Source organism: Curtobacterium sp. MCLR17_040 (assembly GCF_003234735.1).
Lineage (GTDB): Bacteria > Actinomycetota > Actinomycetes > Actinomycetales > Microbacteriaceae > Curtobacterium > Curtobacterium flaccumfaciens.
The window spans coordinates 51,109-70,813 of record NZ_QKTE01000012.1 but is presented as its reverse complement, the minus strand read 5'-3'; the positions used below and the strand labels follow the sequence as shown (position 1 = coordinate 70,813).

Below are 19,705 nucleotides of genomic sequence, written 5' to 3'. Positions count from 1 at the left end.
GCTGATGAACTTCGAGAAGGCACGGCGCCTCGTGAGCGACCTCGTCCGGGTGAACGAGCGGTACGCACGCGACGGCCACTACCGCAACGACGTCCGTGAGCGACTCGGCCGGACGGTGTCCCGGGTCGACGTCGGTGTGGCTCGGCGGGAACGCGATCGTGCGCCGCTGGCCGCGCGCCCGTTCGACGGCCTGGTGGAGACGAGCCTGTCGCTCGCCGGCATCCGCACCGTGGACCGCGATCCCGAGGTGGTGCTCGTGGTCGACGAACTCCGCGAGGGTGCCGCCTTCGCCGGGGTGCAGACCGCCCTCGCCGTCGCCCTCGCGCTCGGCGACCGGCTCGGCCGGCGGGTCCGGGTCGTCATGGTCCGGTGGACGACACCCGGCAACAGTGCCGCCGCAGCCGAGGCGCTCGTCGCCGACCGGTTCCCGGAGTCGCGCGTCGACGGACGCCCCGGCGTCCGCGTGGTCCGGCGCGAGGACGTCCTGGACACCGAGTTCGGCCGCGACGACGTCTGGGTCGCCACGCACTGGAAGACCGCGCACCCGATCGACGTCGCCGTCACCGCCGGGGTCGTCCCCCGGCACCGCGTCGTGTACCTGGTGCAGGACTACGAACCCGGCTTCAGCCCGTGGTCGACCGAGTACGCGGTCGCCGCCTCCACCTACCGCGCCGGCTTCCGGATGCTCGTGAACTCCGAGCCGCTGCGCCGGTACCTGGCCGACGTCGAGGGCCTCGACGTCCCCTCCGAGCACACCTTCGCACCGCACCTCGACCTCGAGCTGCTCGAACGCGTGGCCGCTGCCCGCAAGCACGAGGACGTGGTCCGGATCCTCTTCTACGGCCGTCCGAGCAAGCACCGGAACCTGTTCCGCCTCGGCGTCGCCGCGCTGCGGGTCGCGGTGCAGGAGCTGGCCGACGACGGCATCCGGGTCGAGTTCCACTCGGCCGGTGAACAGCACGGCGACGTCGAGCTGGACGGGGGCCGAGGCGACGTGAAGCTCGTCTCGCACGGCACCATGCCCTGGGACGACTACTTCCGGTTCATCGCATCGACGAACGTGGTGCTGTCGCTCCAGCACAGCCCGCACCCGAGCCACCCGCCGTTCGACGGCGCGGTGTCCGGCGCACGCGTCGTGACGAACGAGTTCCGCGGCACCCGGGCGCACCTGCACCCGAACCTCGAGGCGGTCCCCGCCGACGCCCGTTCCCTCGGCCTGGCCGTCGCCGACGCCGTCCGGCAGGCAGCTGCGGATGGCCCGACCGGGCACGTGCCCCTGGCCGCGGGAGTGCTCGGTGGCCCGCTGGAGACCGCCGTCGACGCCCTCGCACGTGCACTCGAAGCAGAGGAGTCCACCCGATGACCCGCTCCACCCTCGTCGTCGTGCCCGTGTACGGCGACCTCGACTCCCTGCTGCGGTGCGTCGACGGGCTCCTCGAGCACCTCGACACCGAGCGGCACCGCGCCCTGTTCGTCAACGACTGCGGGCCCGATGCGGACACCATCGAGCGGGCGCTGCTCGACCGGATCGGCGACCGCCCCGGGTTCCGGTACGAGCGGAACGACCACAACCTCGGGTTCGTCGGCACGTGCAACCGTGCTGTGGACGAACTCGACCGCGGTGCCGACGAGCCCGACACCGAGGCCGTCCTGCTCCTCAACAGCGACGCCGTGCCGACGGCGGGGTTCCTCGACGCGATGCTCGCGGTCCTCGACGAGGACCGCACCGGCGTCGTCACGGCGCGCAGTGACAACGCGACGATCGCGAGCATCCCCTACCGCCTGACCAACCGGGGTGCGGCCCGCACCGAGGACCGCACCCGACGGGTCTGGGACGAGCTCGCACCGCTGCTCCCGGTGTCCCAGGTCCTGCCCGTCGCGATGGGCTTCTGCTTCCTCACCCGCCGCGAGCTGATCGCCGAGCACGGTCTGTTCGACGAGGCCTTCGCGCCCGGTTACGGCGAGGAGAACGACTACTGCCTCCGGATCGCCGCCCACGGCTGGCTCGCCAAGATCGCCAACCGCGCGCTGGTCCTGCACGCCGGCGGCAAGAGCTTCTCCGGCAACCGCAGCGCCCTGCGCGCCGCACACCAGCGCGTGCTCGAGGGTCGCTACCCGTTCCTGCCGGACGCAGTGGCCGCGTACCAGCGGCACGGCATGACGGCGACCGAGCGGTTCGCCGACGTCCTCGTCCCCTCGGGGCAGCGCCCGAGGCTCGCCGTGGACCTACGGCACGTCGAGGACGCCGACACGCTCGTCCGCCAGGTCGACGCGGCCTTCGGGGACGGCTTCGACCTGGAGGCCCGGCTCCCCGCCGGCACGTCGGCACCGGCCGCGTGGACCGTGACCACCGGAGACCCCAGCCCCGACGACCTCGTCACCGTCGCCGTGCTCGTGGACCCGGCGCCCGCGGACGTCGTCACGGCAAACCGCCGGGCGCTCCACCTGGTGGTCGTCCGGGCCGCGCAGAACGCGGTGCCGTGGTCGTCGCGAGCGCACCGGACGGGCGCCGACACCCTCGCGGCCGTCGTGGACCACTTCGCCGTGGTCGTCGCACCGGGCGCGGTCACCGACGCCCGTGCACGCATCGAGGACGCGCTGACGGCCCCCCTCGCGGGCACGGCCGACGCGCTCGAACGTCGGTGGGCGGCACTGCTCCCCCTCGACCTCACGGCCGCCGACGTCGCCGCGGCCAGCGCAGCGGACGAGGTCGTGCGCCTGCGCCGGGAGCTCACCGACCTGCGCGCGAGCAGGTCCTTCCGCACCGGCCAGGCGATCGCGAAGGTCGCCGCACGACTGCCGGGGCGCCGCTGATGGCCGAGGCGAAGGGCATCGGCCGCGTCGCACGGCGCCTCGCCCGACCCTTCCGGGGCCCGGACCGACCGCTGACCGTAACCGACCGGCTCGACCGCTGGGCCCGGCGGATCGCCGAGTTCGAGGTGCTCGACCGCGCGTACTTCGAGGCACAGACCGGACGGACGTTCGACACCGACGCCGACGCCGTCGCGTTCTACGTGCACAACGACGGGCAGCGTGGGCTCTCGCTGCACCCGCTCATCGAGCACGAGTGGATGCGCGAGCACCAGCCCGTCCCCGCGATGTCCTGGTACGACGCCCTGCACCAGGAGGGGCCCGAGCTCTTCCAGACCGGGCCGCTCTTCGACGCAGGCGTGTACGCCGCCTCGGTGCCGGGAGCCGACCGCCCGGCGACCACGCTCGATGCGCTCCGGCACTTCCTGCGGAACGCGACCGACGCGACCACGCTCCCCGTGCCTCCAGGCCGCCGTGGCGACGCTCCCACCTGGGGCGCCGCACGCGACGCAGCCGTCGCCGATGCTCGCGCCTTCGCCGGTGCGCAGCACCGCACCCGGCGACGCTACCGGTCCACGTGGGACGGGCCCGAGGTCGCCGAGGCCCTCGGCCGGTACCCGCGCGGTGTCGCGCGGCGCGACGCGGAGCAACCGCTCGTGTCGATCGTGATGCCGGTGTACCAGCGCGCCGACGTGGTCGGTGCGGCGATCGCTTCGGTGCGAGCGCAGCAGCACACGAACTGGGAACTCCTCGTGGTCGACGACGGGTCCGGCGACAACACCGTCGACGTCGTGCGCGGGCTCGCTGCCGAAGACGGGCGCATCCGGCTCCTCGAGCGGGAGAACGGCGGTGCCGGCGCCGCACGGAACACCGGACTCGCGGCCGTGCGTGGCGACTTCGTCGCGTTCCTCGACGCCGACAACACCTGGCGTCCGGAACACCTGACCGCGGCCCTCGCGGCTCTGCTCGAGACCGACGGGCCCGCCGTGCACACGGGTCTGCGGATGGTCGGCGCGAACAACGCGGACGACCGGACCGCGCCCGTCGAGACGTACCGCGGCGAGGACGGCACGCTCGACGACCTGCTCGCCGGCAACTTCATCGACCTCAACGCGCTCGTGGTCCGCCGTGACGTCGCCGCAGGGGTCGGCCCGTTCGACGAGACGCTCCGACGCTGGATCGACTGGGAGTGGCTGCTCCGCATCGGGCAGCGGTTCGGGGTGCCTGCGTACGTGCCCGTCATCGGCGTCGACTACGACAACGTGCGGGACCAGCGACGGGTCTCCTCCGCCCAGCCCGCGTCGTGGCAGGAGGTCGCGCTCGCCCGCCACCGCATCGACTGGGACGCCCTGGCGTCCGCCGCACCGACGCGCGACACCGGACTCGTCTCGGTCGTCGTCCCGGTGTTCCGCGACTGGACGATGACCCGGCGCGCCGTCGATGCCGTCCTCGGCGCGGCCGACCACGACGGCGACCGCGTCGAGGTCGTCCTGGTCGACAACGGCTCTCCGCGATCGGTCTCCGCGATCCTCGGTGCCTGGTTCCGTGACGAACCCCGGGTGGTCCTGCAGCGCGAAGACCGGAACCGGAACTTCGCCCTGGGCAGCGACCTCGGACTCGCCCGGTCCTCGGGCGGCACCGTCGTCATGCTCAACAACGACACCGAGGTCACCACCGGCTGGCTGCGGCCACTCGTCAGCGCGCTGGACGACCCGTCGGTCCTCGGCGCGCAGCCCCTGCTCGTGTACCCGGACGGCGTCGTGCAGGCCGCCGGCACGGTGTTCGGCGGGGACAAGGTGCTGCCCTGGCACTTCCTCGGCGAGCACCCGCGGCACGACGCCGACCGCGTGTTCGGGTCGGGCTCCGCCGGCGCAGCGCGGTTCTCGGCGATCACCGCAGCCGCCGCGGCGTTCCGTGCCGTCGACCTGATCCGCTGGCACGGGTTCGACCCCGTGTACGCCAACGGGCTCGAGGACGTGGACCTGTGCCTCCGCGCGCTGTCGACGTCACCGGCGGGCTCCGCCTTCGTCGTCGTCCCGTCGTCGGTCGTCGTCCACCACGAGAGTCGCACGCCGGGCCGGGACGACGCCCGGGTCGACAACCGCCGCGTCTTCGACGAGCGCTGGCGCGGGCGCTACCCCGACGCCGACGCCGACGCCGTCGACCGGTACGACGCAGCCGGACTGCGCTACCTCGGAGTGGCCCCCGGGCTCCCCAAGGGCCACGGCGTGATGGTGCGGTCCTCGCGACCGGTCATCGTCCGGGAGGAGGGGGCTGCAGGCTTCCGTGTCGCCGTCAAGCACGACGGCACGCGCGTCGCGGACGTGTCCGCACTGATCATCGCACTCGAAGCCGCGGGACACGTGGTGCAGGTCGACATGCCGACGTCCTGGTACCGGGGATCCAGCGGGTTGGACGAGGTGACCGTGCTGGTCGTGGGGGCACCGTCTTCGGGGCCGGGTGGTTCGTCGTTCGTGCCGCAGCCGGGGGCGCGGAACGTCGTGTGGCTGGCTGAGGGGCAGTCCGTCGCGGACGGGGACTTCGCCGTCGTGGTCGGGGCTGTGGCGGAGGCGGGGCAGGTCGTCCGGTCGCTGTGAGCGCTTCCCGACGCGCGTGGCGAGCGGACACCACGAGCCCGCGGAGCTGAGCGCGTTTCGACTCTGAGGCGGATTCTTCGGGCACGTTCACCAGGTTCCGAGACAAACGCGGCCTGCTGTTCACCTTGCCGGAGCAGGCTGCTCGCATGTCGCTCCTCTCGGATGCAATGCGGTCGACCTTCACGACCAAGTGCGCTGTGTGCGGCGCGGTCATCCGGAAGCGCGATGCGCTCGACCACGAGGGGCTGGCGTTCTGCTCGGTCCTGCACGAGGCCGAGTACATCGTCGCGACGCTGGACTGAGCGCCCCCGACCTCATCTCACTGGTTGAGACCCATCGTCGCCGCTGCCTGCCGGATGAACAGGCGCATGCGGACCGCCGCCTCTGCGGAGACGTGCGGGAGGGGGTGTTCGCCGTCCTCGGACATGCCGCCACCCCACGAGTTGTTGGAGGCCCGGGCGAAGGCGAACGGATCCGCGACCACCCACCCTCGTCGCGATCCGAGGTCGAACAGGTGCCGGTTCGCCACGACCCCGTTCGCGCGCTGGTTCACCGTGCCGTTGGTGCGGTTGTTCGGCGGGACCAAGCAGATCAGGGGTGTCTGACACTCCGCGAACCGCACGATCTTCTCGATGTTCGCGGTCATCTCCTCGAAGGGCACGCCCTCCCGGACGTCGTTCATGCCGATCATGACCACGAGCACGTCGGCCAGTGAACGACGGACCTGACCGAACGCACGCTCGGACGTCGCACCCTCCTCGGCGAAGCCACCGACCAGCCGCAGACGGCGATCGCCGAGCTGGTCACGCCAAGACTCGGGGCGGGCCGTGACCGAGTCACCCGACACGGCGAAGGTCAGCGATGTATCGGTGGTGATCTTGGATCGAGCTCTGAACATCCCTCGATGCTATCGACCGGAGCACCGGCGACCCCTCGTAGGATCGCCATGTGGCTCCAACAGCGCACTCGCGTCCTCGCGACGGCCGTCCACCGCGGCTCGCGGTCTTTCCCGTCTACCGCGACAACCCCTACCTGAACCTCATGCTCCTGGCTCCACGAGCCTCGGGGTGGGACGTCCTCGAGTCCGCGAGGCTCGAGCGTTTCGAGCACGACCTGAGCTCCCTCGGCACCGGAGACGTCGTGCACGTGCACTGGACAGCTCCGATCGTGCAGCGTGCGGACGACGCCGCCGAGGCCGTTGCCCGACTCGCTCGGTTCCGGGCCTCGGTCGACGGAGCGCGGGCACGCGGTGCCCGAGTCGTCTGGACGATCCACAACGCGCTCGCACACGACGTCCGGCACGAGGAGCACGAGATAGCGCTGAACCGCTACTTGGCCGCGACCGCGGACACGGTGCACGTCATGAACTCCCGCACGAACGACGTGGTGGCACCGTTCTACGACCTCTCCGGGCGAACGGTCGCACACCTCCCCCACCCGAGCTACCGCGGCATCTACGACGGCAACGGGTCCCGGACGGAGGCACGAGCACGTTTCGGACTCGATGACGACGACGTCGCCGTGCTCTTCTTCGGACAGATCCGTCCGTACAAGGGAGTCGACGTCCTGATCGAGGCCCTGCAGCAGGCGTCCGCCGCCGACCGGTTCGTCCTCCTGCTCGCCGGGAGGACGTCGGCCGAGGACGAAGCGACCATCGATCGGCTCCTGCCCGAAGGGCTCCGCACCGTCCGTCACCACGACTACGTGGCCGACGCCGAGGTCAAGCGCTGGTTCGACGCCGCGGACGTCGCGGTGCTGCCGTACCGGCGCGTCCTGAACTCCGGCAGCCTCCACCTCGCCGCGACCTTCGGCGTGCCGGTCGTGCTGCCCGACGAAGCGCACCTCCGGAGCGACTTCGGCGGTGAAGCCTGGGTCCGGTGGTTCGAACCCGGTGATGCCGGCGCGCTCGCCCGGGTGCTGTCGGAGCCGTTGCCGGAACGCGGTGCCGCACTCGGGTTCACGGCCCGGCTCGCGCCGTTCGCGGTCTCCCGCCGGTACGAGGCGCTCCTGCGGCACACGACGGCTGGCCTGCCGACGCGGACCGCAACGCACCCTGAGGCATAATCAAGCTTTGTTGCTGGCTCATGCTCGATCGAACGGAGAACTCGGTGTCACGGATCAAGGTGGCCATCATCGGCTCGTGCGTCACGCGAGAAGCGTTCATCACGCGGAACAACCCGCACTACAAGGACGTCTACGACCTCGGTCCGCTCGCGTGGCAGACCGGTCTCGTGAGCTTCCTGTCGGCGCCCGTCGCTCCGGACATCGCGCAACGGATCCAGCCGGGTGACAAGGTCAACGAGCACGGGGCGCGCACGATGGCGCGCGACATCGCCAAGTCGGACCGCGCAGAACTCGAGTCGTTCGCGCCCGACTACCTGCTGTTCGACCTCTACTCCGACGTCCGGTACGGGCTCGCGCGGATCGGCGACGCGACCATCACGAACAACCCGAACAGCTTCCGGAAGACGGACTTCTTCGCGGCGGGTGAGGGGTTCACGACCCTGCACATGGCGAACGCGAGCGCCGAGTACGTGCCGCTCCTCGAGCAGGCCGTCGACGAGCTCGTGGCATGGCAGCGACAGGCGCTCCCGGAGACGACCCTGGTGTTGAACTGCTTCCGGTACAGCTCGTACTACCGGACGAGCACCGGCGACCTGGAGTTCGTGAAGTACCGCGGAGACCAGAAACGGGACGACCTGTACAAGCGGCTGCTGCGGGAGAACGACCGGTACGACTCGCTCTACCGTTCGATCGCCGCCCGCCACGACCTCCGTACCATCGACAACCGCGACCGTTCGTACCACTCCGACGGCGCGCACCCCTACGGCATCTCGCCCTGGCACTTCGGCCGACCGTTCTTCCAGGACTTCATGGCAGACCTCGACCGCATGGTCATCGGCGATGCCCTGACCGCCGGGGACCCGGCCGACGAACTCGCCGGCCTCAGTTCCTGAGCCTGGCGCGCGCTGCGCGCAGGAGCCGTCGGGCGAAGTGCCCGCTCGGCACCCGACGGTCGACGAGGAACCGCCAGCCGTCCGCACGGTCGGCCAGGGGCTGCAGTTGCACGCCGCTCGGAACGGGCGGGAGCGGCATCCTCGCGGTCACGACCGGGAAGTCGAGCCCGAGACCACGGAACGAGATCCGGACCACGGCACGGTGTCTGCCGGTGGCGATGTCGCCGTTCTCCAGGCGCAGCGACCAGCGGGACGAGCGGTGATCGACCCGGAGGACGGCCTGGGTACCCGCTGCCCCGGCTCCGGTCAGAGTGGCGTTCTCGGTCGGGGTTGCGGTCAGGACCATGTCGAGGGAGACCCCGTCAGGCACCGTCCCGGCCACTGGTCCGCTCAAGGTCAGGCCGCCGGCGTCCGGGTGCGCCTCGTCGACGACGAGCGGTGCGAGGTGCCGCACCGTCGAGACCAGCTGCACTGCGAGCGGGTCCTGCCCGTGGACGGCACCCGCCATCGCGCGCAGGAGTTCGGAGTTCCCTTCGACCCCTGCCGTCAGCGGACCCAGGTCCGTGACGGCGGATCCGAGCACCGACACGTCGGTGTGCTCCGCGCGGTTCGCCAGCAGGACCAACGGCCCGTCGTTCACGAGGGATCCGCGACCGAGTGCGAAGACCGCTTCCTCTCCGAGCACACCGACCGAGCGGATCACGTCCACCCAGGCGCGGAGCAGCACCGGCGGCACGTCGCGGTCGTCGCGCGCGTCGTGCAGCGCAGACGCGAGGCGCACGGCGATCTCCCCCGCTCCGTTGGCCACCGCGAACCAGAGCGCTCGTCGCTCGGCACGGAGCGCCTGACGATCGGCGGTCGGCACGACCGCGAGCAGATCGTGCACCGCTCCGATGACCCGGTGCAGGTCGTTCGCATCCGGCTGGCTGCGGAGGAACCGTTCGAGGTGGACGTACCCGTCGGCGTCGAGGACGACCTCGGCGTGCGCGCGGCGGACCTCCGGGGCGGCGTCGGCGAGCAGTGATGCCACCTCGATCTCCTGATCGAAGTAGCTCAGCACGCCATCGATGCCCGACGCCCTCGCGGTCATGGACGAGGCTCCCGGACGCTCGCGGTAGAGGTAGACGACCTCCGGCACCACCGCGACACGGTCCGCGGCGAGGAACGCGCGGACCATCGGCACGATGTCGTTGGAGCGCGGGGCGTTCGGGAACCGGACGCCCGACGCGCGCAGGAAGTCGGTGCGGAAGACCCGGTTCCAGCATGCGCGGTTCGCCAAGAGCCTCGGCATGGCCTGGAGGTCCGTCACCGACTCGGTCAGGACGTCGTACCAACTCGACATGGGCTCCCAGGTCGACCCGGAGCTGAACTTGAGGTGCCGGCCGAGCGCGATCACGGCGTCGCTGCGCTCGGCTGCGTCGATGAGCGCCCGGTACGCCCCGTCAGGTACCAGGTCATCACCGTCGGCGAACACCAGGTACTCGCCCTGCGCGAGGTCGATCCCCTGGTTGCGGGCGGCGCCTCCCCCCGCTGCTCGGGATCGGTGCAGTCGCACACGGGGGTCGCCGGACGCGATCCGCTCCACGATCGCGACCGTCTCGTCGGTGGACCGGTCGTCGATGACGATCACCTCGAGGTCGACATCCTGCCGCAGGACACAGTCGAGCTGCTCCTCGATCCACGGCGCGACGTCGTGCACCGGCATAACGACGGAGAGCTGTGCGCTCACGGCCGACTCCTCGTCCTGAGCACGGCGGCGACGCGGCGCAGTGCCGACGGTGCGACGGCCACCTCGACACGGTGGATCCGCCCGTCGCGCAGCGTGAACTCGACGCTCCACCTGTCACCCGGCCGAGGCCTCGCCGACGACACGACCGTGTCCGATGACAGCACGCCCCGGTGCACTGCCGTCCGGGTTCCGTCGCGCTCGAGCACGACACTCCCCGGTGCCGGGTGCTCGAGACCCGTCATGCTGATCCGGAGACCACCACGGTGTCGGTCGGCGGTCGCACGGACGCGACGATTGCGTCGGAGGAACACGACGTCGTCCACTGCTCCGTCCCGCAACGCGGACAGCACGACCTGTTCGTGCTCGTCCAGCCCACGGCCGACGAACTCGTCCCAGAACGCCGCGACGAGCTCTGGACGGACAGGGAGCGGATCGCCACGCTGTGCGGCATCGACGACCGGCCGGAACAGGCGTTCGCGCCACAGGTCAGCGCCGCGCTCCGTGTCGGGACCGAGGGCCCGCTCGCACTCGGCGGCGAGACTGCCCCACCGCAGGACGACGTCCTCTGCCGGGCGGTCGAACGTCTCGACGAGCTCGGCCGCGAGTCCCGGCTCCTTCGCCCGGAGCAGGGCGTAGGCGGCGCCGGGGTAGGCGCTGAGGTCGTCGAACTCGGTCTCGTCGACCCAGGTGCCGATCCACCGCACGAAATCGGCGAGCAGGCGGGCGCCGGCCGGGTCGAGCACGCCGATCCCGCGGACCCGCGTCCACGCCTCTCGGCGGATCAGCCGCCGTCCGAAAGCCGCCGTCGCCCCATCCGCCCCGTGTGCCGCGTACGTCTCGACTGCTGCACGGGTCTGTTCGACCCAGTCGTCCAGGTCGTCGCCCCGGCCGATGCCCGACGTCACCGACTCGTCGTGTCGCCGGTGGCTGTACACCACCTCGGGCAGCACGTCGACCCTCGCTCCCACCGCGAGCCGCGCCCACCAGGAAACGTCCTCGCAGGTGGTGCCGGTCGGGAACTCGACGCCGGACTCGAGCAACCACCTGCGGTTGAAGACCTTGTTCCAGGGTGTGTGGTCGAAGGCCAGCTGCGGCGTGTCCGAGAGTCGGAGGCCGGTCCCCCCGGTCGTCCAGAGTGCGTCGTCCGTCGTCCAGTAGGTCGACTCGCGCCCGTCCCCGGTGAACTGCTCAGCCCTGCCGCTGACGAGCACCGGACCGGACTCGGCGAACACGGCGAGGAGCCGTTCGTAGGCAGCGGGCGGCACGAGGTCGTCGGCGTCCGCGAACACGACGAAGTCGCCGGTCGCGACGCGCAGCCCGGTGTTCCTGGCGTTGCCGGCTCCGCCACGTTCCCCGATCTCGAGCACGACGATGCGCGGGTCTTCGGTGGCGAGCGACCGGACGGACTCCGTCACCCCGGAGCTGAGCCCGTCGAGCACGAGGATGATCTCGAGCCGACGGTGGCTCTGCGACCGGAGCGCCTCCAGCGCGACGTCGAACCACGGGCCGACGCTGCCGACCGGCACGACGACCGACAGCAGGGGAAGGGGTCCGCCCACAGCACTTCTCCTGGAGTTCATCACGTTCGGGTTGCGCAGTGCGCGACGAGCCAACCTCGACTTCAGCCCTAAACTATCGCAGCACGTGCATCACGACGACAGGGAGCCGATCAACCGATGGACTCAGCGATCCGGACCACACCGCTCATCTCAGTCGTCGTGGCGGCACTCGACGTGGAACGGTACCTCCCGACGCTCCTGCGGTCGTTCGAAGGGCAGACGTTCGACCACGACCGTGTGCAGTTCGTGTTCGTCGATGACGGGTCGACCGACTCGACGGGGTCGCTCCTCGACGACTGGGCCAGGTCCGCTGGAGCCGACGTGACCGTGATCCACCAGGACAACGCCTGGATCGCCGACGCACGGAACACCGGATTGACCCGTGCCACCGGGCAGTGGGTCACCTTCGTCGACGCCGACGACGAGCTGGAGGAACGGTACTTCGAAGAGGTCGCGAAGTTCATCGAGTTGCACGCGTCGGACGATGTCGCGCTCCTCGCGGCCCATCAGCTCCTCCTGGACGACGACGGCGGCGTGACGGACGGGCACCCGTCCCGCAAGCGCTTCGAGAAGGGATCGCGCATCGTCGACATGCGGTTGGACCCCATCGTGCAGACCGGCGTGAACGCGGCGTTCATGCGTCGTGACCTCGTCGAGGCGGCGGGTCTCCGGTTCGACGGTCGTGTCCGACCCACGTTCGAGGACGCCCACTTCGTCGCGCGCTACCTGCTCCGCAACGGACTGCACCGGATCGGTCTGATGGCCTCGGCCAAGTACCGCTACCGTCAGCGCGGCGATGGCAGCTCCACCATGCAGACCAGCCACGAGGACCGACGGAAGTACACCGACGTGCTCCGTCACGGTCACCTCGGGCTCCTCGACGAGGCGTCGGCGAGCGGACGCATCGATCGTTGGGTGGCGAACACCGTCCTCTACGACCTGGTCGGGTACTTCCGGCGCGAGCGTGCGATCCGGTCGCCCTCGGCCCTCGCCCCCGCTGATGCGTTCGACGAGTTCCACGAGCTGGCGGCTGCGGTCCTGCAGCGGGTCGGTCCGGAAGCGGTGCGCTCCTTCGACCTGCTGCCCGTGGAGTTCGCGGTGCGGCGGGCGATGCTCGTCGGGTACCGGGACGAACCGGACCGCCCGAACACCGTCAACCTCGCTCAGGTCGATGAGGCCCACCAACTCGTGCAGCTCCAGTACTGGTTCACCGGCGAGATCCCGGCGGAACAGATCGCTGTCGACGGACACGAGGTCGTCCCCGAGTTCGAGACCGTCCAGGACTTCGTCTTCTACGGTCGGCCGCTGGTTCGCCGACGCGTGATCTGGATCCCCCGGGGCCACGTCACCGAGATGCACGTGGACGGACAGCAGGTCGTCTTCGCCCGGGGTGAAGTGCCGAACCACTACGCAACCCTGACCCGCCGCCAGCTCGAACCGCAGATCCTGGCGCAGCGCCGACGCGTGGTCGATCCCAACGAGGTGGAGCTGACCAACAAGCAGCACGTCTGGCGAGCGGTGCGCGAGCGTGCGATCAAGACCCGGAACTCCCTGCAGAAGACCGCACTCCGGAACGCCCTGGCACCGACGCTGGCCCGCACGCGACGCGCACGCGAACGGTTCCAGGGCGCGTGGGTGTTCATCGATCGGGACACGGACGCGAACGACAACGCGGAACACGCCTACCGGTACGTTCGACGGCACCGTCCGGACATCAACGCCTACTTCGTGCTCAACCGGGATTCCAAGGACTGGGACCGCCTGCAGCGCGAGGGGTTCCGGATGATCGCATTCCGGTCGCTCGAGTGGGTGCAACTGATGCTCCACGCCGAGCACGTCGCGTCGTCGCACATCGCGGACTTCGTCACCAAGCCCCTGCCCGCGTCGAAGTTCGGGCAGCCGCGGTTCCACTTCACCTTCCTGCAGCACGGCGTGATCAACTACGACCTGTCGCGGTGGCTCAACTCGAAGCGACCCGACCTGTTCGTGGTCTCGACCCCGCAGGAGCGGGACGCGATCGCGGGCCACGGGCAGTGGATCTTCTCCCAGCACGAGGTCGTCCTGACCGGGCTGCCCCGCTTCGACGCGCTCCTCGAGAAGAGCCGGGCGAAGCAGGAAACTGAGCGCGACCTCATCCTCGTCATGCCCACCTGGCGTCACTACCTCGTCGGGGCGCAGGTCGCAGGATCCGGAGCGTGGGAGCGTGACGACCGGTTCATGGAGAGCCGTTTCGCCAAGGAGTACACGGCGCTCATGTCGTCGCCGGAGCTCCGCGCACTCGCGAAGCGGACCGGGAAGCGCCTCGCGCTCATGCCGCACCCGCTCCTCCGTCCGTACCTGACCGACTTCCACCTGCCCGACGACGTGGAAATCCTCGACTTCGCCGTCGACGGTGTGCAGGACGTCCTCGCGCGGAGTGCCGCGTTCGTGACCGACTTCTCGTCGCTGGCCTTCGACGCCGCCTTCATCGACGTCCCGGTGGTGTACTTCCACTTCGACCTCCGCGAGTTCTTCGGCGGCTCGCACAGTGGTCGTCGCGGGTACTTCGACTACGACGAAGCCGGGTTCGGCGAGGTCACCGGGTCCGTCCGGGAGGTGGAAGGCGCTGTCGAACGGATCGCAGAGGCCGGGTTCCGCCCGTCGGACACGTTCCGGGAACGGGCGCGACGGACCTTCGTCACGCGGGACGGGCGCAATTCGGAACGCGTCATCCAGATGATGGAGTGGTTGACGGGCGCGCCACGACCAGCCGAGCCCGAGGCCGCGCTGCCCGCCGAGGATCAGTCGTCGGCTTCGGTGAGCTCCCAGAACGGCGAACGCTCGACCGTCGACGCGTCCGGCTTGTAGAAGGGCTCCTTCAGCGAAAGGTGCGGCCGCTCCCAGGCGACGTCGCGCCGCACGACCCGTGCCGGCGTCCCGACGGCGATGCAGTTATTGGGGACCCGGCCCGTCACGATCGACCCGGTCCCGATCACGGAGCCGCGCCCGACGGTGGTACCGCCGAGGACCGTGACGCCGAGTGCGAGCCAGACGTGGTCACCGATGTCGATCGACCTCGACACGTTGACCCGCGCTCCGGTGCGGACGTCGAAGATCGGGTGCGCGTCGTCCGCCCGGATCTGGACGTGCGAAGCGATCATGACGTCGTCGCCGATCCGCACGGTCGTCCCCTCCGTCGCCGAGATCACGCAGTTGGCGGTGGTGGATGCGTTGGCGCCGACGAGCACGGACGAGTCCTGCCCGATCCTGATGTTCGCGACGAACGCTGGCGCACCGTGGTTCTCCGCGATGTCGAGCAGACCGTTGTCGCAGTCCATGCTCACCACGATCCGCCCGAGACGCGCACGTCGGTGGACCCGCACGACGTTGTTCGACCCGCGGAACGTGATCTTGACGTTCCCCCGTTTCGGGCCGACGTACTCGATACGGTTCCCGCGGTCGTCCGAGTAGGCCGACAGCTCCTCAACATCCGTTTGCACGGTTCCAGCCTAGGCGCAGCGCAGGAGCACGCTCAGACGGTCGCCTCGTACGCCGACACGACCTTCTTGGTCGGGCCGATCATCTTCAGCTCGCCCTCGTTGAGCCAGGCGACCTGGTCGCACATGTCCTTGACGGTCCCCATGGAGTGCGAGACGAGGATGACCGTGCGGCCCTCGTCCTTCATCTCCTTGAACTTCGTCTGGCAGCGCTTGCGGAACGTCGCGTCGCCGACGGCCAGCACTTCGTCCACGACCAGGATGTCCGGCGTGACCGCAACGGCGACGGAGAACCCGAGTCGCACGTACATGCCGGACGAGTAGTTCTTCACCGGCTGATCGATGAAGTTGCCCACACCGGAGAACGACACGATGTCGTCGAACTTCCGCGCCACTTCCTTGCGGCTCATCCCGAGGATCGAGCCGTTCAGGAACACGTTCTCGCGACCGGAGAGCTCCGGGTGGAACCCAGAGCCGACCTCGAGCAGCGACGCCTGCTTGCCACGCGCGGTGATCGAGCCCTCTTCCGGCCAGAGGATCTTGGCGAGGCACTTCAGCAGCGTCGACTTGCCGGACCCGTTCTTGCCGATGAGGCCGAAGGTCGATCCATGCGGGACCTCGAACGACACGTCCTTCAGCGCCCAGAAGTCCTCGTGCACGGACTTCTTCCCGCGCATGACCATGCTCTTCAGCGAGTCGTTGCGCTCGTGGTACATGCGGAAGCGCTTGGAGACGTGTTCGACGGAGACGGCGGAGTCGTTCACAGGAGTTCAGCCAGCTTCTTCTCGTTGCGGGAGAACACGACGTAGCCGATCGCGAGCGAGGCGCACCCGGCGATGGCACACGCGACCAGGTCGGTCCAGTTCGGGAGGCGGTTGTCGTACATGAGGTTCCGGAAGACCTCGGAGAACCGCTCGATCGGGTTGAGCTTGTAGACGTGGATGATCCACGGATGTCCGGCCTTGTTGGCGGCGTCCTCGACGAGCGAGAGCGGGTAGATGATCGGCGACAGGTACATCCACATCTGCAGTGCGATGCCGACCAGGTGCTGCATGTCGCGGAAGTGCACGTTGATGATCGACAGGATCAGCCCGAGGCCGGCGGAGAACATGGCGAGGAACACCATCGTCAGGGCGATCAGCGGCAGGTAGAGCCAGAAGTTCGACCCGGCGATCGCGAGCGCGATGAGCAGCACCCCCATCTCCACCAGCCACGTGAACCCGAAGGACCCGACGGCCGCGAGCGGCAGCGTCATCCGCGGGAAGTACACCTTCTTGATCAGCGAGCCGTTGGCGACGATCGACGTCATGCCGGAGTTGATGACGTTGCGCGCGAAGATCCACGGCAGCAGCCCGCACATGAGCCAGAGCGGGTAGATGTTGAGCCCGCTGGGGTCGCCGACCTCGAGTCGCGCCCGGAAGATGAACGAGTACACGATCGTGTAGATCAGCATCGTCGCGAGCGGGTTGATCAGGGACCACAGTTGCCCGAAGACCGTGCGGCGGTACTTGCCCTTGACCTCGCGGGCGGTGAGGTTCGCCAGGAGTTCCCGCGACGACATGAGCTCGTTCAGGTACGTCATGCTTCGGGTGCAGGCTCCTCCGGGGCGCAACGCAGCGCTCCTCACAGGGATTCGGGGACGAGACATTCTCGCACAAAGGTTGCACTTGCCACGTTCGACTCGGTGACGCATGTCCGCTGCGGGTGCCGCGGAGACGAACACCTGGTGAAACCTGAGTAGGGTTGGTGGGTGATCGTCAGCTTCGCCAACCACTCCACCGCGCCGGTGAACCTCGGCGGGGCGGAACGGTCACTCATCCGCTTCGTGGAGGACTGGCAGGCGCAGGACCCGGCCATGACGCCGACCTTCATCACCAAGGCCCCGCGCGGCAAGTTCATCGATGCCCTCGACGAGCGTGGCTGGTCGTACGACGCGCTGCGGTTCCGCGGCTGGGCCCTGCCGAGTCCACAGCCCGCACCGGCTGCCGAACGCGCCGCCTTCGCGACCGTCGACTACGCCGCCGTGAACGCGATCATCCGGAAGTACGAGCGCGAGCGCCCGGACCTCGTCGTCACCAACACACTCGTCGCCCCGTGGGCGTCGTTCGCCGCCGCGGTCCTCGGGATCCCGCAGGCGTGGTTCGTCCGTGAGTACGGCGACCTCGACCACGGCCTGCAGTTCCAGACGGGCCGTGCGGGCGTCCTCGGCGACATCGGCCTGCTGTCCGGCGCCGTCGTGACCAACTCCGAGGCGATGCGCGAGCACTTGGCGCAGTACATCCCCGCCGACAAGCTCTCCGTCGCGTACCCGACGGTCGACACGAGCCGACTCCTGGCGACGAAGGACGACATGCCTGCCGTCACCCCCTTCCCGCAGGCAGAACCCGGCCTCCGGATCACGGTCCTCGGCCGCGTCGAGGAGTCCAAGGGTCAGCACCGCGTCGTCGACGCGCTCGGCGCGCTGCGCCGACGAGGCGTGACCGCGAGCGTCTGTTTCGTCGGGAGCTGGAAGCAACCGGGTGAGGACCAGCGGCTCACCGACCGCGCCCGCGCGCTCGGTGTCGCCGAGCACGTCGTCTTCGCTGGCGAGCAGCACACGCCCGCGCCCTTCATCCAGGCGGCCGACGTCTGCGTCACGCCCTCCACCATCGAGGCCTTCGGTCGCACCACCGCCGAGTACATGGCGCTCGGCAGGGCCGTCGTCGCCACGCACCAAGGCGGCAGCGCGGAACTCGTGGAGCCCGGCGTGACCGGCGCGTTGGTCGAGGCCGACGACACGAACGCCCTCGCCGACGCCCTCGCGGCGTACGCGGCCGACCCGGACACGGCCAGGAGGCACGGTGCGGCTGCACCGGAACGCCTCGTCACCGTCACGGGTTCGGGCCACGACAACGCGGCGGCCATCGCACGCTTGGTCGCGCTGGTCGGCACCGAGGGCTACCGGCTCCCCCAGGCGGCGCGCTACTGGTTCGAGCTGCCCGGCGCGTACGCCTCGCTCGGTGCGACGAGCGCCAGAGCCGCCGTCGGACTCCTCGCGAGCCGCGTGCGATCCCGCTCCGGGGCCGTCGGTCGACTCCTCGCCCGGCCGGGCGTCGTCGTCCGGAAGCTGGCTCGGCGATGACGCGCGACCGTCGTCCGGTCACGATCGTGGTCCCGATCTACGACGATCTCCCCGGTCTCGAGCGCTGCATCGAGGCACTGCTCGAGACGGTGGACTTCGCCGTCGACCGCGTGCTCCTGGCGAACGACATGGGCCCCCGCGTCGACGCGATCGAGGCCCGGGTGCTCGAGCTCGTCGGTGACCACAAGGGGTTCGAGTACACCCGCAACAGCCGCAACCTCGGCTTCGTCGGCAACTGCAACCGGGCGGTCCTCGAGCTCGACCGCACGGGCAACGACGTCCTGCTCCTCAACAGCGACACCGTCCCGATGCCGGGGTTCCTGGACGAGATGACCGCGGTCCTGGCCTCGGACGACTCGATCGGCGTCGTGTGCGCGAGGAGCGACAACGCCACCATCGCGTCCTTCCCCTACGCGCGGCGGAACCCGCGCGCGAGCCTCGCACCGCGCCGCACCCGCGAGCTGCACGGCCGGACGAAGTACCTGCTCCCGCGGCACACGGTCTCCCCGGTGGCGATGGGCTTCTGCTTCCTCATCCGGCGCGAGATGGTCGACCGCTTCGGGTTGTTCGACGACGTCTTCTCCCCCGGCTACGGCGAGGAGAACGACTTCTGCCTGCGGATCAACGAGCACGGCTTCACCTCGGTGTTGGCGAACCGCGCGTTGGTCCTGCACACGGGCTCGACGAGCTTCAGCGGGGATCGCGGTCCCTCGCTCCGGCTCGAGCACGAGCGGATCCTGCTCGAGCGCTACCCCTTCTACGGCGGCGCGATCGCGCTCTTCCTCGCCCGGTACCGTGACGCCGTCGACGTGTTCGCCGATGCGTTCCTGCCCGACGACGACGTCGTCCGCGTGGCGCTGCACCTCCCGGCCGACCTGACCCACGAGGTCATCGCCCGGACCCGCAGCACCCTCGCTGCAGCGCCGGATGACGTCGTCGTCACGGTCATCGTCGCGAAGTCGCAGATCCGAGACGCCCGTGAGGCGTTCCCGGGCGCTGCGATCGCCGTCGGGGGCAGGCCACGGCAGATCTTCGACGTCGCGGTCGCCCTCGGCGCCCTGACCACGTTCGCGCAGCTCTCCGCGCTCAACGCCAACGCTCCCCGCTGGATCCTCGTCGACCCCGTGTCGCAGGACGTCCGGTGGTCACACGCGGTCGCGAACCACCGTGCGTCGGCGATCGACCGCATCCTGCGCCGCTTCGAGAACCAGAGTACGAGCTGGCGCGACGGGGACGCCCTCGTCCGGCTCGTCCGCACAGCCGCCGCGAACGAGATCGACCCGGCGTCCCTGCGTGCTCGCTGGCACGCGGTTTCGGACATCGCCGAAGCGACCGGGCTCCTGGTGCACCGCGCGACGGTGTCGGCCCGACGCCTCGCCGCGCTCACGTTCGGTGCGCGCAACCCGCGCATCGTCGCCCGCCTCCGCGCGATCGCCGGCCGCGGCGCCTGAGCGA

Annotated in this window: 15 protein-coding genes; 9 read left to right on the top strand and 6 right to left on the bottom strand. The window is 70.0% G+C overall.

Features of this window, described 5'->3' with window-relative positions; genetic code table 11:
* Positions 1 to 4: 4 nt before the first annotated feature.
* The 4 genes from DEJ01_RS11660 (at position 5) to DEJ01_RS18185 (ending at position 5,710) form a co-directional block, all read left to right on the top strand.
* Positions 5 to 1,363, top strand: a complete 1,359-nt coding sequence (locus tag DEJ01_RS11660) for a hypothetical protein (RefSeq protein ID WP_111093055.1) — start codon at positions 5 to 7, stop codon at positions 1,361 to 1,363.
* The gene (locus DEJ01_RS11655; protein ID WP_111093054.1) at positions 1,360 to 2,814 is read left to right on the top strand and encodes a glycosyltransferase family 2 protein; all 1,455 of its coding nucleotides are present in this window, start codon (positions 1,360 to 1,362) and stop codon (positions 2,812 to 2,814) included. Before DEJ01_RS11660 ends, DEJ01_RS11655 begins: the two co-directional genes overlap by 4 nt.
* On the top strand, positions 2,814 to 5,408 hold the full coding sequence (locus DEJ01_RS11650; RefSeq protein ID WP_111093053.1) for a glycosyltransferase: 2,595 nt from the start codon (positions 2,814 to 2,816) through the stop codon (positions 5,406 to 5,408). The genes DEJ01_RS11655 and DEJ01_RS11650 overlap by 1 nt, the downstream gene beginning before the upstream one ends.
* Before the next feature lie 146 nt (positions 5,409 to 5,554).
* Positions 5,555 to 5,710 (top strand): hypothetical protein, encoded by a 156-nt coding sequence (locus DEJ01_RS18185; protein WP_175529707.1) that lies wholly within the window; start codon positions 5,555 to 5,557, stop codon positions 5,708 to 5,710.
* Positions 5,711 to 5,727: 17 nt separating this feature from the next.
* Here DEJ01_RS18185 and DEJ01_RS11645 read toward each other — a convergent pair whose 3' ends face one another.
* Positions 5,728 to 6,306 (bottom strand): SGNH/GDSL hydrolase family protein, encoded by a 579-nt coding sequence (locus DEJ01_RS11645; protein ID WP_111093052.1) that lies wholly within the window; start codon positions 6,304 to 6,306, stop codon positions 5,728 to 5,730.
* A 50-nt stretch (positions 6,307 to 6,356) separates the two neighbouring features.
* On the opposite strand from DEJ01_RS11645, the gene DEJ01_RS11640 reads away from it, so the two are divergent.
* The gene (locus DEJ01_RS11640; protein WP_146247604.1) at positions 6,357 to 7,472 is read left to right on the top strand and encodes a glycosyltransferase; all 1,116 of its coding nucleotides are present in this window, start codon (positions 6,357 to 6,359) and stop codon (positions 7,470 to 7,472) included.
* 20 nt (positions 7,473 to 7,492) lie between these two features.
* Entirely contained in the window at positions 7,493 to 8,365 is an 873-nt protein-coding gene (locus tag DEJ01_RS11635; protein ID WP_146247603.1) for a DUF6270 domain-containing protein, read from the top strand.
* Here DEJ01_RS11635 and DEJ01_RS11630 read toward each other — a convergent pair.
* Both DEJ01_RS11630 and DEJ01_RS11625 read right to left on the bottom strand, forming a co-directional pair.
* On the bottom strand, positions 8,355 to 10,094 hold the full coding sequence (locus DEJ01_RS11630; RefSeq protein ID WP_146247602.1) for a glycosyltransferase family 2 protein: 1,740 nt from the start codon (positions 10,092 to 10,094) through the stop codon (positions 8,355 to 8,357). The genes DEJ01_RS11635 and DEJ01_RS11630 overlap by 11 nt on opposite strands.
* A complete protein-coding gene (locus tag DEJ01_RS11625; protein WP_181438431.1) occupies positions 10,091 to 11,653 on the bottom strand; it encodes a glycosyltransferase family 2 protein in 1,563 nt (520 codons plus the stop codon). Before DEJ01_RS11625 ends, DEJ01_RS11630 begins: the two co-directional genes overlap by 4 nt.
* A 117-nt stretch (positions 11,654 to 11,770) precedes the next feature.
* On the opposite strand from DEJ01_RS11625, the gene DEJ01_RS11620 reads away from it, so the two are divergent.
* Entirely contained in the window at positions 11,771 to 14,500 is a 2,730-nt protein-coding gene (locus DEJ01_RS11620) for a CDP-glycerol glycerophosphotransferase family protein (RefSeq protein ID WP_111093047.1), read from the top strand.
* Here DEJ01_RS11620 and DEJ01_RS11615 read toward each other — a convergent pair.
* Genes DEJ01_RS11615 through DEJ01_RS11605 form a run of 3 tightly spaced genes read right to left on the bottom strand, consistent with a single transcriptional unit; the run spans position 14,434 to position 16,711 of the window.
* Positions 14,434 to 15,132 carry an acyltransferase gene (locus tag DEJ01_RS11615; RefSeq protein WP_258375700.1) on the bottom strand — a complete coding sequence of 233 codons (699 nt, stop codon included), beginning with the start codon at positions 15,130 to 15,132 and terminating at the stop codon, positions 14,434 to 14,436. The genes DEJ01_RS11620 and DEJ01_RS11615 overlap by 67 nt on opposite strands.
* Before the next feature lie 32 nt (positions 15,133 to 15,164).
* Complete coding sequence (locus DEJ01_RS11610; RefSeq protein ID WP_258367169.1) at positions 15,165 to 15,893, bottom strand: ABC transporter ATP-binding protein; 729 nt, start codon at positions 15,891 to 15,893, stop codon at positions 15,165 to 15,167.
* A complete protein-coding gene (locus tag DEJ01_RS11605; protein WP_111030339.1) occupies positions 15,890 to 16,711 on the bottom strand; it encodes an ABC transporter permease in 822 nt (273 codons plus the stop codon). Before DEJ01_RS11605 ends, DEJ01_RS11610 begins: the two co-directional genes overlap by 4 nt.
* A gap of 168 nt (positions 16,712 to 16,879) precedes the next feature.
* Between DEJ01_RS11605 and DEJ01_RS11600 the strand changes: the two genes are divergently transcribed.
* Entirely contained in the window at positions 16,880 to 18,250 is a 1,371-nt protein-coding gene (locus DEJ01_RS11600; protein ID WP_111093046.1) for a glycosyltransferase family 4 protein, read from the top strand.
* Entirely contained in the window at positions 18,247 to 19,701 is a 1,455-nt protein-coding gene (locus DEJ01_RS11595) for a glycosyltransferase family 2 protein (protein ID WP_111093045.1), read from the top strand. Before DEJ01_RS11600 ends, DEJ01_RS11595 begins: the two co-directional genes overlap by 4 nt.
* Positions 19,702 to 19,705 lie beyond the last annotated feature (4 nt).